Below are 15,965 nucleotides of genomic sequence, written 5' to 3' on the forward strand. Positions count from 1 at the left end.
CCTCTAAAATTTTAGAGGCCCTTCGTTATTAGAAGGAATATCCTTCTCGATAGGTTCGTTTCACAAATTGATTAGCTGGTTCAAAATTTGTGATTTTCATATTCGGTCCATCCCAAACCAATTTGATGTTTCGGCCGGGATAGTCAAATTGATTATCCGCACCTGGTCTTGGTACTCTATAATCATAACTTCTGATAGCGAGGTTGCCCATCAATACTGATTCAGTTAAAGGGCCAGCAATAGAAAATGGAGAACTTAATTTTTTAAATTCATCAGATCCATGACCTGCAATACATGCTTCTACCCAATTTGAATAATGGCCTCGGTCTCCGCCTGGGACACGATATTCCGTTTGTGGTACGTTTACTTCCTTGGTTCTGGATGTAGGTAGTAATTGAGGATTTGCTCCATAGGTTGAGCACATCATTTTTCCTTTTGTTCCTTCTATGATTACACCATTTCCACCATCACCCATTATTTCATTAGGAGCCAATTCCTCTGGACGAGTTGGCTGAATTCCTCCATCCATCCAGTGAAATTCCAATTCTTCTTTTCCAGGTCGGTCAAATCTTAGCGTAATGTGGGAAGAAGGTGGACAGCTGTCAGGAAAGTACCCCCTTTGGAATTCTCCAACGTAGACCGACCCCACGGAGCATTCCGCAGATGTAGGATACCCTAAACCCAAAACGCGGAAAGGAGGCTCCATGATGTGACAAGCCATATCCCCAAGAGCTCCAGTTCCATAATCCCACCAACCTCTCCAATTGAATGGAACTAGATTGCCAACATAATCCTTGTAGGGCGCGGTACCCAGCCATAAGTCCCAATCTAAATCTGCTGGAGGAGTAATTGGGGTGGATGGCCAAGGGATGCCTTGCGGCCAAACTGGTCTATTGGTCCATGACCAAACTTTGTTTGCTTCTCCAATTAGGCCAGCATTATACCATTCGATCATCTGACGAACTCCGTCTCCAGATGATCCTTGATTCCCCATTTGGGTCACAACCTTGTATTTTTCTGCCGCTTCAGTAAGCATTCTTGCTTCATAGATATCATGCGACATTGGCTTCTGGACATACACATGCTTTCCCATTTTCATAGCCATCATCGCTTGTACAGCATGCATATGGTCAGGTGTCGAAACAGTAACAGCGTCAATATTTTTTTCTTCCTTCTCTAACATGATTCGGAAGTCTTTATAATAGGCTGCCTTTTCATGATCTTTTCTTGCTCTAGCTGCACGAGTGTCATCTACATCACAGAGAGCAACGATATCTGCTTTTCCACTTTTAAACACACCTGAAACATCACTGTATCCCATTCCACCGACCCCGATTGATGCCACTCTTAGCTTATCACTAGGAGCAATATACCCAGGTCCGCCTAGGACATGGCGAGGTACAATGTAAAATCCTGCCAAAGCCAATGCTGATTCTTTGATGAAACCTCTTCTGGAGGATTGAGATGGATTCTCCGGTTTATTTTTCATGGTTTTTTGAGTTTTGAAATAATTTCGTCTTCAAAAAGAAAATAAATTAAATCAATATTTTGGTCAAAGTGACTAATCGCCCATTTACTATTCAATTGGTTTTTTCAGGGTTTTGTTGGGCATCATGGATTTCTGAAATTCTTTAATTTTGAAAGTTAGATGTTTAAAAAATTCAAGTAAGTTTGAACAAACACCCCTTTCATGAAAAAAATAACCTGGCTATTTGCATTGACTGGATCTCTTCTTTTTGGTTCCTGTCAAAAATCATCCACCCTTTCTGAAACTGGAATAATTCCAATACCCAATGAATTGGTAAATGGAACTGGAACTTTTGATTTGAGCCCTGATTCAGGGATAAAATTGGTAGGTCAAAATGAAAAGCTAACCCATTTGGGAGAATATTTGGCAAACCGATTACGCCCAGCTACTGGCTTTGATCTCCCTGTTTCCTTCGATCAAGGTCAAATAATTCTTGAATTAACGGATTCAAGTTCAGATGAATCTTATAACCTAGAAATCTCTGAAAATGAGGTAAAAATCACTGCCTCTGGTGAAGCGGGATTATTTTATGGAATTCAAACCTTCCTCCAGCTTTTTCCAGTTGAGCTAGCTTCATCTAGTGTTCAATCTGTAGAATGGACCATTCAAACGGGAAGCATTAAGGATTCGCCGGAATTTGGCTATAGAGGTGCAATGCTGGATGTGGCCCGTCATTTTATTTCTGTAGAGGATGTCAAATACTTTATTGATCAAATGGCAAGCTATAAGTTAAATTTCCTTCACCTTCATTTGTCTGATGATCAAGGATGGAGAATTGAGATAAAGTCCTGGCCGAAGCTTACAGAGATCGGTGGTTCAACTGAAGTAGGAGGTGGAAAGGGCGGATTCTACACGCAAGAAGAATATGAGGATTTGGTTGCTTATGCTGCCGAGAGATTTATTACGATTGTTCCAGAAATAGATATGCCTGGGCATACCAACGCAGCTTTGGCTTCTTATGGGGAATTAAACCCAGGGGTAAATCTACCAGATGGTGATTTTTCGACCGTGAATAAAAAAGAGCTGGATTATCAAATGCCTTTAAAAAATCCTCAAGCTTCTGAACTTTATACAGGCATTGAGGTAGGGTGGAGTACATTTTCTTCCGATTTAGAGCTTACTTATGCGTTTGTGGATAGTGTGGTAAGAGAAATTTCGGAATTAACTTCAGGTCCATATTTTCACATTGGTGGAGACGAATCTCACGTTACTGAAAAGGATGATTACATTTATTTTGTTGAGCGTGTTCAGGATATTGTCTCTAAATATGGGAAAACCAGCATAGGATGGGACGAAATCGCAACTGCAAAACTTTTGCCGGGAAGTGTAGCTCAATTTTGGGCAAAAGAAGAAAATGCGAAACTTGCCAAAGACCAAGGAAATCAGATTCTAATGTCACCAGCCACAAAAATGTACTTAGACATGCAGTATGATAGTACTTCTAGAATTGGATTGCATTGGGCAGCCTACATTGAACTAGATTCTGCGTATTTGTGGGAACCTACTGAATTTGCTTCGGGTATATCCAAGGAAAATATTTTGGGATTAGAGGCACCTTTATGGACTGAAACGGTAACCAATCGAGCTGATATTGATTATTTGGTTTTCCCTAGGCTAGCGGCATTATCAGAGGTCGCATGGTCTTCCAAAGAGAAAAGATCCTGGGAAAGTTTCCAAAAGAGAGTGGTCTCACATGGAAAGCGTTGGGATTTAACAGGAGTAGGATTCTATAAATCACCCAAAGTAAATTGGTGATTCATTTAGTAATAAAAAGGCCCAAAATAATTCATTTTGGGCCTTTTCATTTTTAAGTATTCTTTGAATTTGGAATTTTTGGGTCTATTATCGGGAACTGAAATTTGATTTGAACGCACTAATTTATTTATGGGAGAAATTATAGTAGAGTTTAGTAATTGGATTTGGGGCCCACCAATTTTGGTTCTTTTGTTAGGAGGGGGTACTTTCTTTTTTATTCATTCAGGATTTATTCCATTTCGCAAGATGGGACATGCTATTGAGCTTCTTCGAGGAAAATACGATGATGACTTAGCTCCTGGACAAATATCTTCTCGACAGGCACTATCCGCAGCAATTGCATCTACAGTTGGACTGGGTAATATTTCTGGAGTTGCAATTGCTCTAAATATGGGAGGTCCAGGTGCGATCTTTTGGATGTGGATAGCAGCATTTGTTGGGATGGCCACAAAATTTTATACGTGTTCACTAGCCATTATGTATCGAGGAAAGGATTCCAATGGAGTGATTCAAGGTGGTCCTATGTATGTGATTGATGAAGGCATGGGTAAAAAGTGGAAATTTCTCTCTTACATTTTCTGTATTGCCGGAGTGATTGGACTGTTGGCAATTTTTCAGGCGAATCAATTGACTGCTGTCATTCAAGCTGTTTTAATTCAGCCGGATACCTTAGAAGAGACAGTTAGAAATCGCTGGATTATTGGGATTATTATGATGTTGCTTACAGCAACAGTTATTCTTGGAGGGATCAAACGAATTGCAGCGGTTGCCTCGAAAATGGTTCCGTTTATGGTTGGGATTTATTTCTTTACCGTCATTTTAATTGTTTTCCAATACTTAGGAGATATTCCGGATATGTTTAAGTTGATTTTTGTAGATGCCTTCACTGGAAATGCAGTAATGGGAGGTGCAGTTGGTTCAGTAATAATTGTAGGTGCACGAAGAGCTGCTTTTTCTAATGAGGCAGGAATTGGGACAGCTCCGATGGTTCACGGTCAATCCAAAAATAATGAACCTATTCGTGAAGGTCTTATTGCGATGTTAGGTCCTTTTATTGACACTATCGTTGTTTGTACCCTGACTGCATTAGCTATCTTATTGACTGGAGTTTGGGAAAGTACAGAAAATGATGGGGTAAAATTAACTCTAGCAGCATTTGAAATGGGGATTCCTTATGTAGGAAAATATCTTCTGATGGTTTCTGTATTGGTTTTTGCACTTTCAACCATGTTTACTTATTCCTATTATGGTCATAAATGCATGAATTACCTTTTTGGGGCCAATAAAGCTGATTATTACAATTATTTCTATTTGGTAACGATTGTTGTAGGTGCAGTAGCCTCTCTAGATGTGGTGGTAAGTTTAGTTGACGGAATGTATGCCGTTATGGCCTTTCCTAATATGATTGCGGCCTTGTACTTGGCACCGAAAGTTAAGGTAGCCACAAAGGATTATTTTAATCGGATGAAATCAGGTTCTAAATGAATTTCCTTGTAGCCCCGAATGCCTTTAAAGAAACTATTTCTGGCAAAGAAGCTACTGAAATAATTTTTAGGGAATTAAGGAAAGGATTTCCATCTGGATCCATTCAAGAGCAAGCCATTGCTGATGGGGGAGATGGAACTTGTACACTTTTGATAGATTCCCTTAAGTTGGACCGAGTCCCTTGTGATACCCTTGATCCACTTGGAAGGCCAGTTAGTGGGTTTTTTGGTTTTGATTCCTATCATAAGCGAGCTCTTTTGGATGTGTCTACCGCTAGCGGATTAAGCTTGTTAGATTCTTATGAGAAAAACCCTTCCAATACATCAACATTTGGAACAGGCTTGATAATAAAGAAAGCCATTGAATTTGGAGCGGAAGAGATAATCTTAGGCTTAGGGGGAAGTGCTACTGTGGATCTAGGAATCGGAATATTAGGAGCGCTCGGATTCATCTTTTTAGATTCGAAAGGGAGAGAATTGGGCCCCTATACTCCAGGTTTAATTTTTAAAATAAAGCATATTCAGCGTCCGCTTTATCTGCCAAATATTAAGTTTTCCTTGTTATGTGACGTTAAAAATTACCTTATAGGCGAAGAGGGGGCTGTTCGTGTATTTGGTCCTCAAAAGGGATTAAGTGAATCGGATTTACCCAATTTTGAAAATGAATTGAGCAGGTGTCTTGAATTATTAGCCTCAAAATCTAAACTTACCTTTACAGATCGTGAAGGTTTTGGTGCCGCTGGAGGTATAGCAGCAGGATTATCCCTTTTTTTTTCTTTAGAAATGAAATATGGTGCCCGTCATTTTTTTGAATTAGTCCATATGGAAGAAAAAGTTAGAGTCTGCGACTGGATTTTAACAGGTGAGGGAAAATATGACAGGCAGAGTACTCAAGGAAAAGGATGCTATGAGTTACTTCAATTGGCGAAATCGGAAGGTAAAAAAATAGCTATTATCACTTCGGGAAATGAGGCTAGTGAAGAGGAGTTTGATTTGGTAATTCAGTTGCCTGATTTAGATTTTTCTAAAACAGACTTTAAAGAAGTTGCTAAGGAAAATTTAGGGCTGGCTGTGGCAAAAGCCAAGCCCTATTTTAAAATACTTTAGTTTAAACTCGGATAAAATCCCCTTGCCAATCTTTTATTTTCAGCTTGATCTCTTTTGGGCTAAGGTTTTTTGATACCGCTTCTTCGATCAACCCTAAGATTTCTAAATCGGATGCGAATCGAAGGGCGATTATTTGACTAAGTCTTAAATTCTTTTCTACCGAATAAAAAGAAGAGCCTGTAAGATGAAAATATCTTGCTCTCATTTCATTAAGAATGATTCGATTTTGAAGTTTAAGAGCATAAATCCTTGCCAAAAATGGAATTAATACGATGACTCCAGCAACCAATAAATCAAATAAGGAGTCAATTGTGCCATCATATTTGTAAACAGAAACGCCAAGAATAATCAATGTGATCGGAGTAAGAACAAAATGATGGAATGGATAGTATCGGGCGTGGTTTTGGTAGTTTTGTTTTTTCATGACTGAGTTTAATAAAAAAAGGAGGCATAAGCCTCCTTTTTAAAATGGTATATCTAGATCAATGATCTGCTTTCTTTTTCTTACCTAATGTGTTTCTGGCATCCATCACAGATAATCCTGCTCCAAGACCAATCAGAATGCACACAATCAGCAAGAATAACTGTGCGCCTGACATAATAGGAGAACTGAAAATACTTAATAGCGTCATATTAATAGTTTTTATGTGCTTATGAATGCCCGAAGATAAAACTCGTTGGGGAGTTTACCAAGTGACAGAAAAGGTTTGCAAGCTAACTTATTCAAAGTCGTCCTCGAAGTCCTCATCCTCTTCAGAGAAATCATCTTCGAAGTCTTCATCTTCCTCTTCAAAGTCAACAAAATTGTCGTCTACAAATTCGTTTTCTTCGTCAAGATCGTATTCATCTTCAAAGTCATCTCCAAATTCATCCTCATCTTCCATGTCGTCAAATTCGTCGAAATCTTCTTCAAAATCCTCCATAGCTAAATATTTAAAGGGTTTTATTAATAGAACGGTACGAAATAAGGCAAAAATTCAATTACACCAATGCAGGTTGGTTTAATTTTTTTTCAACGCGCAATGCATCTGAAATTTCTTGGTTTTCGATCCATTTTTCACGAAGTAAATTTGCCCAAGTCTGCATGTATAAAATCACATCTTCTCTTGAATTTTGATTCATTTTATCCCTGCGTTCTTTTGGAATTTGTCTCAAAATGGTTTGATCAGATAATCGTTCTAAATGAGCCAAATCGTCAATGGAAAGCCCTGCATCTATCATTTTGGAAATCATTAAATCCATAGGGTAACCACTTGTTGGGCAATAGTCTATAAGTTGCTCATTCCAATCCCCATGACGCTGCATTGCGTATTGATGAATTTCGCCTTTTGTGAGTTTGGTAAGTTCTTGAGCCAAGTTTCCACAATTACAAGCTCCCATATGGCCCCACTCGTAGGGAGCCCCAGTTTGAAGTTTTAGAACAGTTCGTTCTATTGCTGAAATGAGTTGAGGATTTGGTTTAGCCATAATCTAGGTTTTTATCCTAAACTAATTTTAAAATCCTGTGTTTTCAAAAGTTCAAAAAAAAACTGATCGATTTGATCAGTTAAATATGTGCTTTATGTACTTTTTGATGAGAGGTTTTGAGAGATAATCTTTGACTATTTGGTATTGACTTGCTTTGCTGATATCCCTTTCATCAACAGAACTACTCAATATATAAATTTGAGCATCTGAACCTGAAGGTCTAAAGCAATCTAAAAAATCCCATCCTGTCATTTCTGGCATATTTAAGTCTAGAAATAAGTAGTGTGGATTTATCGAATCGATTTCCTCCAAGGCTTTTTTGGCACTTTGATACTTGAAAAACTTACAAGGCTCCTTGACATTCTTGGAAATAAGTTTTTCAGTCACAAAAGTGCTGATTGGGTCATCATCTATGAGTACGATAGTTAGCATTAAGATGCAAAAATTTGCTGGTGAAATACAATAATCGTTATACAAAAGTATAACTTTATTTAGAGTTAGCAAATTTTTTGCCAGAAAAATCGATTTACATTCTTTGATTTTTAGGGTCTAAATTTTTCTTTTCCTACCAGAAGATCGAAAAATAATTTAAAATCAGATACTAGGCTAAAAAAGGGATATTTAAAGGTAGCGGGTTTGTTTTTTTCAAAGAAAAAATGTCCAACCCAAGCAAATCCATAGCCGACGAAAGGAATGGAAGCCAACCAATGGTAATTTCCAAGGTAGAGAGATGCGGCTAAGATCAAGAATAAAAGGCCGGTGCCTACAAAGTGAAGACTTCGGCATGTTGGGTTTTGGTGTTCTTCTAAGTAATAAGGATAGAATTCTTTGAGGGTTTTATATTCTTTGCTCATAAGGTTGGATTTTGAGTTTCATTTAGAAATTTTTCTAAGACCTTATCCAAGGTCTTGCTTACTTTTTTCGATTTATACTTAGGTGATGTGACCTCCGTCACTCCGGTAAGAGTCATTAGAAATTTATCCTTAGAAGGGTCGATAAAGTCAAGAATTACTTGAAGTAATTCATAATTCTCAGTATTTACCCTTCTTCCTCCCATTGGATTGTAAAAACGGTTGAAAAACCATGGATCATAAACTCGATAGCCCCAAAATGGATATGGATTAATATTTTGGACAACATCTCGCTGTCTTAGATCTTCATTGGAACGATAACGAATTACTAAATCCGGTTTCTTAGAGTCATATACTAATCCTACAAGTTCAAGTTTGGTCTTTATTTCTTGCTGAACCATTTCATCTAAACTTGCATCAGAAAACCCACGAATTCCGACTTCTTGGTTAATAATTACAAAGGACCGATAGGGCTTGGATATAGGAATTTCTGCATTTTCCTTAAAAATATCTATTGCACTACACCCGCAACTGAGTATCCAAACAAGGCAAATTGATATCCATTGTGCAAATCGAGGCATGTAGAAGTTTATTAATTGAATTGAAATTTACTTTTTCTTCCTAAACGAAAAAACGCCTGTTTTGTGAAATAATTTTCACCCTTTAAAAGGTCTTTCTATTTTTGACCAATTATGGATATGCGACCGGACTTTGATGATATTTTTATGGATTTGGCAGTTAATCTCGCCAAACGCTCACATTGTATTAAAAAACATGTAGGTGCAGTTTTGACCAAAGACACTCGAATAATCTCAATTGGATATAATGGGCCTCCTGCGGGTACGCATAATTGTGATATTGAATTTCCAGAACATGGATGTGCTAGAGATAGTAAGGGAAGTTGTTCTTTGGCGCTGCATGCGGAACAAAATGCCATTCTTTATGCTGTAAAAAATAATACCGCGGTAGAAGGCTCAACCCTTTATGTTACTTTAGCACCCTGTCTAGCATGCGCTCGAATTATTTTTTCTATGGGGATTTCTAAGGTTATTTATCTCTTTTCCTATGCCGAATACAAAGGTATTGGGAGTGACGAGGGAGTTGATTTTCTTAGAAAATTCGGGGTTTCTGTGGAGAAATATGCAAAAGAAATACTCGTTGCTGATCCACTAATCTAAATGAAATTAACTTCTGTATGTAAATCAATCCCAAATTTTTGAAGGATATCGTTTTGAATTTGTTGAGCTAGGGATTTGATTTCTTCTCCAGATCCATTTCCATAATTCACCAATACTAAAGCCTGTTTTTCGTGGACTCCCACATTCCCTATCTTTTTTCCTTTCCAACCCGCTTGTTCAATCAACCATCCTGCTGGAATTTTTATTCCGTTTTCGTTTGGATAATTAGGTAGGGTAGGGAATCTTTTCAAAAGCTTTTCAAAAGTAGTCGAATCAATCGTTGGGTTTTTAAAAAATGAACCAGCATTTCCTATTTCGACAGGGTCTGGGAGTTTTGATTTTCTGATTTGAATTACAGCATTGCTGACCTCTTTTATGCCAGGATTATGGATTCCCATTTCTTTTAATGTCTCTCGAATGGTCCCATAGTCTAAATTCAACTTAGGTTGTTTTTGAAGTCGAAACGTAACTGATGTGATTACAAATTGATCTTTAAATTGATGTTTGAAGACACTCTCTCGGTATCCAAATTCACATTCATCAAAACTGAAATCAATTACCTCTAAGCTTTTTTTATTCAAGGCTTTAAGGCTTTGAAAAACATCTTTTAATTCTACTCCATAAGCACCAATATTTTGCATGGGTGAGGCACCAACAGTACCTGGTATCAAGGATAGATTTTCGATTCCTGCCCATTTATTGGCAATAGAAATCTGAACCCATTCATGCCAACTTTGGCCAGCACCTACTTCCACGAAAACTTCATTTTCAGTCTCTTCAATTACCTGAATTCCTAATATTTCAATCTTTATCACCAAGCCCTTGACTTCTTGAGTCAACAAAATATTACTTCCTCCTCCTAAAATAAGAACTGGTAGGTTGTGATCATTCGCCCATGAAAGAGCATCTTTTAATTCTTCAATGCTCGAAACTGTCGTGAAAAAAGCCGCCTTTTTATCGATTCCAAAAGTATTAAAAGGTTTAAGGGAAATGTTTTCTAGTATCTTCATGGACTTAATTTGTGCTACGAATTAAACAAGAATTTAGCCAAAGGAAAACTGAGGAAAATGCCATGAGAGAAGTTATTATCAATGGAGTCAGAGTCCGACCTGGTCAATCGGTAAATATTGAACTTCCGATTGCAAAATTACCTACTCATACCCTCATTGATTTGCCCATTTTTATTCGCTCAGCAAAGGAACCCGGACCTACTGTTTTGATCTCTGGGGGTGTTCATGGTGATGAAATAAATGGAGTTGTCACAGCAAAAAAGATTTTAGAAGAATTTGACCATGGCCTTTCCCTTCAAAAAGGAACTTTGATTTTTATTCCATTGGTGAATATCTATGGATTTTTATCCAACAGTCGGACTTTTCCTGATGGGAGAGATTTGAATCGAAGTTTTCCCGGCAGTAAAAAGGGCTCTTTGGCATCCCGTATTGCTTTTATATTGAGTGAAGAAATTATTCCTCAGATTGACTATGGGATCGATTTTCATACAGGAGGAAGGATGCTGTCTAATCATCCCCAGATTCGAGTTGATTTCAAGGATAAAGTAGGGGTAGAGCTAGCAAAAGCCTTTGGTACTCATTACGTAGTACCTTCTAAACATATTGATAAATCATTCCGAAAGACGGCATTCAAAGCAAGAAAGCACCTTTTGGTTTTTGAAGGTGGGGAATCGATGCGACTCGATAATTATGCGATCGAGGAGGGGATTTTGGGGACCAAACGTCTGCTCAATCACCTAGAGATGATTGAGGCATATCATGAGAAGAAAGAAACTATCGTTTTGAAAGACAGCGAATGGATAAGAGCAAAAGCCTCTGGGATTTTTTATTCCTCTGTCAAGCTTGGAGATTTTGTCAAGAAGGGAGAAATCTTAGCAAGAATCTCGGATCCATATGGCCAAGTGGTGGTTCCGATTAAAGCGACTACCAATGGGCACATCATTGGATTAAATAATAACCCCGTAATCAATGTAGGGGATGCGCTGATTCATTTAGGTAAGGAATAAAAAAACAGCACTAAAAGATTCCAGTGCTGTTCATTGAGATAAAAACTATTTAGCTGAAATAGGCTCTAAGTCCGTCCAATTTTTTCACCATTTCTGCTTCTACTTTTCGATAATCTTCTGGATTACTCAAATTTCCATTGACCGAAAAGTAATACTTGATTTTTGGTTCTGTACCAGATGGTCTGGCTGAAATTTTACTTCCATCAGCCAAATAAAACTGCATTACATTTGATTTGTCCATGTCTAATTTTTCTACTTGGCCGCTTTTAGGATCAGTAATCGTAGAATTTTTGACATCGACAATTTTTACCACCTCTGAACCATTCATTTCTTTTGGAGGATTCGTTCTAAAGTCTGCCATCAACTTTTGAATTTGCTCTGCTCCATCTTTTCCTTTCTTGGTTACAGAAATTAAAGACTCTTTATAGAAGCCAAATTGATGGTAGATTTCAGCTAATACTTGAAATACATTTTTGCCTTGTGTTTTGTAATAGGCGATCACTTCTGCTACCATGGCACATGCGCTGACTCCGTCTTTATCTCTTACAAAATCCCCAACTAGATAGCCGTAAGATTCTTCTCCACCACCAATAAAGCTTTCTTTTCCTTCCAAATCCCGGATGATTGCGGCAATGTTTTTAAACCCTGTTAAAACATTGAAGCATTTAACACCAAACCCAGCAGCAATTTGGTTTATCAGTTCTGTGGTGACAATGGTATTGACCATAAACTGCTTTCCATCCAGCTTGCCAGCTTCCTTCCATCGTGAAAGGAGGTAGTAGGTCAAAAGCGTTCCAGTTTGGTTGCCATTCAATAATTCAAATTCACCGGCCTCGTTTGGAACTACAGCAGCATATCGATCGCCATCAGGGTCACATGCAAGTACCAACTCCGCACCAACTTTTTTTCCAAGTTCAATGGATAGTGTGAGGGCTTCTGCTTCCTCAGGATTTGGATAAATCACAGTTGGGAAGGTGCCATCGGGGTCGATTTGTTCCTTGACCACATGGATGTTTTCAAAACCAAACGCTTTCAAGGCAGCAGGAACCATTTTTCCGGATGCTCCATGAATTGGGGAAAAGACGATTGGCATTGATTTTTGGGCTTGAATCTCTGCAGGCGATAAACTCAAGCTTTTTACTTTTTCCAAATAAATCGCATCAAAGTCCTCTTCAATGTATTGGATTAACGCATCGTTTTTATTCCAATTCACTAAGTCAAAAGAGGTGATTTGCTGTACCTCATGGATGATATTGGTGTCATGAGGAGCGACTACTTGGGCACCATCCTCCCAATACGCTTTATAGCCATTGTATTCTTTAGGATTGTGAGAAGCCGTGATCATGACCCCTGATTTGCAACCAAAGTACCGAACGGCAAATGACAGCATTGGGGTTGGTCTCATTTCTCTGAAATAGAGTACTTTAATTCCATTTGCCGTTAGCACATCGGCAGTGGTTTTGGCAAAAAGCGTATTATTGATGCGGCTGTCATGAGTAATTGCAACCTTAATGTCTTGGCCTGGGAAGCATTTTAGAAGGTAATTTGCCAATCCTTGCGTGGCCATCCCTACCGTATATACATTCATTCGGTTGGTGCCAACTCCCATTAAACCTCTCAATCCTCCAGTTCCAAATTCAAGATCCTGATAAAAGGAATCAATCAATTCGGTAGGATTTTCATCAATCAATTTTTGGATGCTTGATTTGGTTACTGCATCCACATTTCCATCCAGCCAGCTTTGTGCTTTGGCTAGGATTGCAGGGTCGATAGAACTCATTTTTTTAAAAATTTCTGTGTGTTTCTAAGTTATGGAAAATGTCAAAAAATGAAACGCTGTTTTTGAAAATGAATGAATTTTACCCTTTAAAACTATTTTTTGCCCCCTTGAGGCCACCCAATTTTTATTCCTCACGATAAGGACTATTTTAGAATCCATATTTCACCCGGGAATTTCATGATTCTACATTCGCTTCACATCTCTTTTCTTTCCCTTTTTTTAACCTTTTCTGCCCAGCTAAATTCTCATCATTTATTTGATTCAATGATCCGAAATGAAGGAATCGTTGTTCGAGAGTCAACGATTGATTTACAAATTCGAGTTGGGCACAAATTATATGTATTTGGGAAAACCAGTGGCAATTTGGAAAAGGTGAAAATAGGGATGCATGTATTGGAAATTTCTCAATCCAAGGAAATCCCAGGACTAGCTTCCAAACTCAAAAAGGTAGAATGGAAGAAGCAAAAGGATGGTTCGGTTACGATTAGTTCTCAATATGATCCTTGGCCAAATAGCTTGGTATGGTCCGTGTCATCTAATGGAGAACTTAAGTTGCATATTTCAGGATCTGCAGCTTTGGAAAAAGATCTAGCAGGATTGGGATTCTTTATTCCTGAACATGACCTTCAAGAGGTGAGAATCAATGATCAATTGATTCGGCAAGGATTTTCAGATAGCCTTTCGACATCCTATGCTACAGATAAAGCTCAAATTGATTTTTCTGAGGTGAAACTGCTTGTGAAATCAGATGCTAAAGGATTTCAATTCATGACCAAAAACCTAACAGTAGCTAATGATACGGCTGATTTATTCTTTTATTTCCCTCAACTTTCCTCAACCGGCTCTAAATCATCCAGCTCAGATTCTCCATCAAATTCTTCTACCACTTTATGGTTTGACTTTCAATAGATCAACATTCAACCCTAATAACCTAACCTATGAAACGTTTTTTCTTTCTCATTTTATTAGCTTCTTCTTTATCGGTCCTCGGACAAGAGGCTAGACTGAAAACACCTTGGACTGATGCTGTAAATGCTGACGCTCCTCATACCGAATATCCAAGACCCCAACTGGTCAGATCTGCTTGGCAAAATCTAAATGGGCAATGGGATTACGCAATTTTACCTAAAGGCAGTCTCCCTGAGACTGGGTTTGCTGGGAAAATAACTGTTCCGTTTCCTGTCGAATCCTATTTATCTGGAGTTCAAAAGGAAGTAGGAGCAGAGAATGAACTCTGGTACGAAAAGTCCTTTGATCTGAGTTTGGATCGAAAAAACAAACGGACCATTCTTCACTTTGGCGCATCAGATTGGGAAACTGAAGTTTGGGTCAATGGAGTGTCTGTAGGTACTCACCAAGGAGGGTTTGATGGATTTTCCTTTGATATTACTGATCAACTTGCTAAAAGTAAATCTCAAACGATCCGGGTGAGAGTTTGGGATCCAAGCGATGTTGGACCTCAGCCTAGAGGCAAGCAGGTCAAAGCTCCTCGGGGAATTTGGTACACTCCGGTCACGGGCATTTGGCAGACCGTTTGGTTGGAATCTGTTCCAGTTGATCACATTGTTTCGAGCTATTCTTCCACCGATTGGCAAAATGGAGTTCAAGTGTTTTATCCTAAAGTAGCTACTTCCAAAGAAGGGCTGGAAGTAGAAGTAGTCATAAAATCCGGAGAGACAATAGTTGGAACTTTCAAAGGAAAAGCAAATCAACCTATACCAGTAAAAATAACCGATCCCAATGCCTGGTCGCCAGATTCTCCATTTCTATATGATGTTTCGATCCAACTGTTCGAAGGAAAAAAACTTATCGAATCAGTCCAATCTTATGCAGCCTATAGAGACATCCAGATGGCGAAATCTTCGGATGGTCATCAACGAATGTTTCTAAACGGTAAGCCACTATTTCATTATGGCCCATTGGATCAGGGATGGTGGCCTGATGGATTGTACACAGCTCCTACCGATGAAGCACTTCGATTTGATATTGAAAAGACAAAAGAAATGGGCTTCAATATGATTCGGAAACATGTCAAAGTGGAGCCTGCTAGATGGTATTACCATGCGGATCGATTGGGCTTATTGGTATGGCAAGATATGCCATCAGGAGATATGGGGAATCGTTGGGAAGTTCGCCCTGGAGTAATTCGGGAGGGAGTTGAAAAAGTAAGAACTGCAGAATCCGAAGAAATTTTCAAAAAGGAATGGCAAGAAATCATTCAGGAATTTAAATTTTTCCCTTCCATCGTGGTGTGGGTTCCATTTAATGAAGCTTGGGGGCAATTTAAGACTGGGGAAATCGTAGAATTGACTCGAAAATTGGATAATACTCGGCTTATCAATTCGGCTTCTGGAGGGAACTTTGAAATGAATGGGAATACCGTCGTAGGTGATATCCTGGACTTGCACAATTATCCTGATCCAGTCATGCCTAATCCTAAGATTTTTGGAGCCAATTCAATTCTTGTTTTGGGTGAATTTGGAGGGCTTGGTCTTCCTTTGGAAGGGCATACTTGGCAATTAAAGGACAATTGGGGGTATCAAAGTTTTTCTACCGAGGAAGAACTTAAGGCTAGGTATTCAGCATTGATCGATGATCTCGCGAAATACATTCCTCGAGGGCTGGCTGCTGCAGTTTATACGCAGACAACTGATGTGGAAATAGAAACCAATGGCTTGATGACCTATGACCGGCAGGTAATCAAAATTGCCCTAGATGAATTGAAAAAGTTGCATGAAAAACTGTATCGCTAATTCAAAAAAAACTACCCCTGATAAGAAGTTATCGGGGGTAGTTTT

17 protein-coding genes are annotated in these 15,965 nt (G+C 38.7%); 7 read left to right on the forward strand and 10 right to left on the reverse strand.

What is annotated here, in order from left to right; all coding sequences use genetic code 11:
- Positions 1-28: 28 nt before the first annotated feature.
- Positions 29-1,489, reverse strand: a complete 1,461-nt coding sequence (locus tag AO498_RS10690; protein WP_067547181.1) for a Gfo/Idh/MocA family protein — start codon at positions 1,487-1,489, stop codon at positions 29-31.
- 201 nt (positions 1,490-1,690) lie between these two features.
- Here AO498_RS10690 and AO498_RS10695 point away from each other — a divergent pair, with 201 nt between their 5' ends.
- The 3 genes from AO498_RS10695 (at position 1,691) to AO498_RS10705 (ending at position 5,874) form a co-directional block, all read left to right on the forward strand.
- A complete protein-coding gene (locus AO498_RS10695; RefSeq protein ID WP_067547184.1) occupies positions 1,691-3,283 on the forward strand; it encodes a beta-N-acetylhexosaminidase in 1,593 nt (530 codons plus the stop codon).
- Positions 3,284-3,412: 129 nt separating this feature from the next.
- On the forward strand, positions 3,413-4,768 hold the full coding sequence (locus AO498_RS10700) for an alanine/glycine:cation symporter family protein (protein ID WP_067547187.1): 1,356 nt from the start codon (positions 3,413-3,415) through the stop codon (positions 4,766-4,768).
- Positions 4,765-5,874, forward strand: coding sequence for a glycerate kinase family protein (locus AO498_RS10705; RefSeq protein WP_067547190.1), 1,110 nt, complete (start codon positions 4,765-4,767; stop codon positions 5,872-5,874). Before AO498_RS10700 ends, AO498_RS10705 begins: the two co-directional genes overlap by 4 nt.
- A gap of 1 nt (position 5,875) precedes the next feature.
- On the opposite strand, the gene AO498_RS10710 is transcribed toward AO498_RS10705, so the two are convergent.
- From AO498_RS10710 to AO498_RS10735, 7 genes are all read right to left on the reverse strand, one after another.
- Positions 5,876-6,298, reverse strand: coding sequence for a DUF6526 family protein (locus tag AO498_RS10710; protein ID WP_067547193.1), 423 nt, complete (start codon positions 6,296-6,298; stop codon positions 5,876-5,878).
- Between the two features lie 58 nt (positions 6,299-6,356).
- A complete protein-coding gene (locus tag AO498_RS17250; RefSeq protein ID WP_192842555.1) occupies positions 6,357-6,506 on the reverse strand; it encodes a hypothetical protein in 150 nt (49 codons plus the stop codon).
- An 87-nt stretch (positions 6,507-6,593) separates the two neighbouring features.
- Positions 6,594-6,797 (reverse strand): hypothetical protein, encoded by a 204-nt coding sequence (locus AO498_RS17200; RefSeq protein ID WP_067547196.1) that lies wholly within the window; start codon positions 6,795-6,797, stop codon positions 6,594-6,596.
- Between the two features lie 58 nt (positions 6,798-6,855).
- On the reverse strand, positions 6,856-7,341 hold the full coding sequence (locus AO498_RS10720; protein ID WP_067547199.1) for a hypothetical protein: 486 nt from the start codon (positions 7,339-7,341) through the stop codon (positions 6,856-6,858).
- Positions 7,342-7,416: 75 nt separating this feature from the next.
- Entirely contained in the window at positions 7,417-7,773 is a 357-nt protein-coding gene (locus AO498_RS10725; protein WP_067547201.1) for a response regulator, read from the reverse strand.
- A 110-nt stretch (positions 7,774-7,883) separates the two neighbouring features.
- Positions 7,884-8,195 carry an Mpo1-like protein gene (locus AO498_RS10730; RefSeq protein ID WP_067547204.1) on the reverse strand — a complete coding sequence of 104 codons (312 nt, stop codon included), beginning with the start codon at positions 8,193-8,195 and terminating at the stop codon, positions 7,884-7,886.
- On the reverse strand, positions 8,192-8,773 hold the full coding sequence (locus tag AO498_RS10735; RefSeq protein WP_102135890.1) for a DUF4136 domain-containing protein: 582 nt from the start codon (positions 8,771-8,773) through the stop codon (positions 8,192-8,194). The genes AO498_RS10730 and AO498_RS10735 overlap by 4 nt, the downstream gene beginning before the upstream one ends.
- Before the next feature lie 111 nt (positions 8,774-8,884).
- Here AO498_RS10735 and AO498_RS10740 point away from each other — a divergent pair, with 111 nt between their 5' ends.
- Positions 8,885-9,370: a deoxycytidylate deaminase gene (locus AO498_RS10740; protein ID WP_067547207.1), complete on the forward strand. Its 486-nt coding sequence runs from the start codon at positions 8,885-8,887 to the stop codon at positions 9,368-9,370.
- Here AO498_RS10740 and murB read toward each other — a convergent pair.
- Positions 9,367-10,380 carry a UDP-N-acetylmuramate dehydrogenase gene (gene murB / locus AO498_RS10745; protein WP_067547210.1) on the reverse strand — a complete coding sequence of 338 codons (1,014 nt, stop codon included), beginning with the start codon at positions 10,378-10,380 and terminating at the stop codon, positions 9,367-9,369. The two genes, AO498_RS10740 and murB, sit on opposite strands and share 4 nt — an antisense overlap.
- A gap of 62 nt (positions 10,381-10,442) precedes the next feature.
- On the opposite strand from murB, the gene AO498_RS10750 reads away from it, so the two are divergent.
- On the forward strand, positions 10,443-11,387 hold the full coding sequence (locus AO498_RS10750) for a succinylglutamate desuccinylase/aspartoacylase family protein (protein WP_067550426.1): 945 nt from the start codon (positions 10,443-10,445) through the stop codon (positions 11,385-11,387).
- 49 nt (positions 11,388-11,436) lie between these two features.
- Here the strand turns inward: AO498_RS10750 and AO498_RS10755 are convergent, their stop codons facing one another.
- Positions 11,437-13,167, reverse strand: coding sequence for a phospho-sugar mutase (locus AO498_RS10755; protein ID WP_067547214.1), 1,731 nt, complete (start codon positions 13,165-13,167; stop codon positions 11,437-11,439).
- A 177-nt stretch (positions 13,168-13,344) separates the two neighbouring features.
- On the opposite strand from AO498_RS10755, the gene AO498_RS10760 reads away from it, so the two are divergent.
- Both AO498_RS10760 and AO498_RS10765 read left to right on the forward strand, forming a co-directional pair.
- Positions 13,345-14,076 (forward strand): hypothetical protein, encoded by a 732-nt coding sequence (locus AO498_RS10760; RefSeq protein ID WP_067547218.1) that lies wholly within the window; start codon positions 13,345-13,347, stop codon positions 14,074-14,076.
- Between the two features lie 29 nt (positions 14,077-14,105).
- Positions 14,106-15,920, forward strand: coding sequence for a glycoside hydrolase family 2 protein (locus AO498_RS10765; RefSeq protein WP_067547221.1), 1,815 nt, complete (start codon positions 14,106-14,108; stop codon positions 15,918-15,920).
- The last annotated feature ends 45 nt before the right edge of the window (positions 15,921-15,965 follow it).

It is taken from the genome of Algoriphagus sanaruensis, from assembly GCF_001593605.1.
Classification (GTDB): domain Bacteria; phylum Bacteroidota; class Bacteroidia; order Cytophagales; family Cyclobacteriaceae; genus Algoriphagus; species Algoriphagus sanaruensis.

What these genes read in the sequence shown, in the direction of transcription:
- AO498_RS10700 (WP_067547187.1), top strand. Translation starts at nt 3,413, where the DNA reads ATGGGAGAAATTATAGTAGAGTTTAGTAATTGGATTTGGGGCCCACCA.
- AO498_RS10710 (WP_067547193.1), bottom strand. Translation starts at nt 6,298, where the DNA reads ATGAAAAAACAAAACTACCAAAACCACGCCCGATACTATCCATTCCAT.
- AO498_RS10695 (WP_067547184.1), top strand. Translation starts at nt 1,691, where the DNA reads ATGAAAAAAATAACCTGGCTATTTGCATTGACTGGATCTCTTCTTTTT.
- AO498_RS17250 (WP_192842555.1), bottom strand. Translation starts at nt 6,506, where the DNA reads ATGACGCTATTAAGTATTTTCAGTTCTCCTATTATGTCAGGCGCACAG.
- AO498_RS10730 (WP_067547204.1), bottom strand. Translation starts at nt 8,195, where the DNA reads ATGAGCAAAGAATATAAAACCCTCAAAGAATTCTATCCTTATTACTTA.
- AO498_RS10760 (WP_067547218.1), top strand. Translation starts at nt 13,345, where the DNA reads ATGATTCTACATTCGCTTCACATCTCTTTTCTTTCCCTTTTTTTAACC.
- AO498_RS10690 (WP_067547181.1), bottom strand. Translation starts at nt 1,489, where the DNA reads ATGAAAAATAAACCGGAGAATCCATCTCAATCCTCCAGAAGAGGTTTC.
- murB (WP_067547210.1), bottom strand. Translation starts at nt 10,380, where the DNA reads ATGAAGATACTAGAAAACATTTCCCTTAAACCTTTTAATACTTTTGGA.
- AO498_RS10705 (WP_067547190.1), top strand. Translation starts at nt 4,765, where the DNA reads ATGAATTTCCTTGTAGCCCCGAATGCCTTTAAAGAAACTATTTCTGGC.
- AO498_RS10765 (WP_067547221.1), top strand. Translation starts at nt 14,106, where the DNA reads ATGAAACGTTTTTTCTTTCTCATTTTATTAGCTTCTTCTTTATCGGTC.
- AO498_RS10720 (WP_067547199.1), bottom strand. Translation starts at nt 7,341, where the DNA reads ATGGCTAAACCAAATCCTCAACTCATTTCAGCAATAGAACGAACTGTT.
- AO498_RS17200 (WP_067547196.1), bottom strand. Translation starts at nt 6,797, where the DNA reads ATGGAGGATTTTGAAGAAGATTTCGACGAATTTGACGACATGGAAGAT.
- AO498_RS10735 (WP_102135890.1), bottom strand. Translation starts at nt 8,773, where the DNA reads ATGCCTCGATTTGCACAATGGATATCAATTTGCCTTGTTTGGATACTC.
- AO498_RS10755 (WP_067547214.1), bottom strand. Translation starts at nt 13,167, where the DNA reads ATGAGTTCTATCGACCCTGCAATCCTAGCCAAAGCACAAAGCTGGCTG.
- AO498_RS10725 (WP_067547201.1), bottom strand. Translation starts at nt 7,773, where the DNA reads ATGCTAACTATCGTACTCATAGATGATGACCCAATCAGCACTTTTGTG.
- AO498_RS10750 (WP_067550426.1), top strand. Translation starts at nt 10,443, where the DNA reads ATGAGAGAAGTTATTATCAATGGAGTCAGAGTCCGACCTGGTCAATCG.
- AO498_RS10740 (WP_067547207.1), top strand. Translation starts at nt 8,885, where the DNA reads ATGGATATGCGACCGGACTTTGATGATATTTTTATGGATTTGGCAGTT.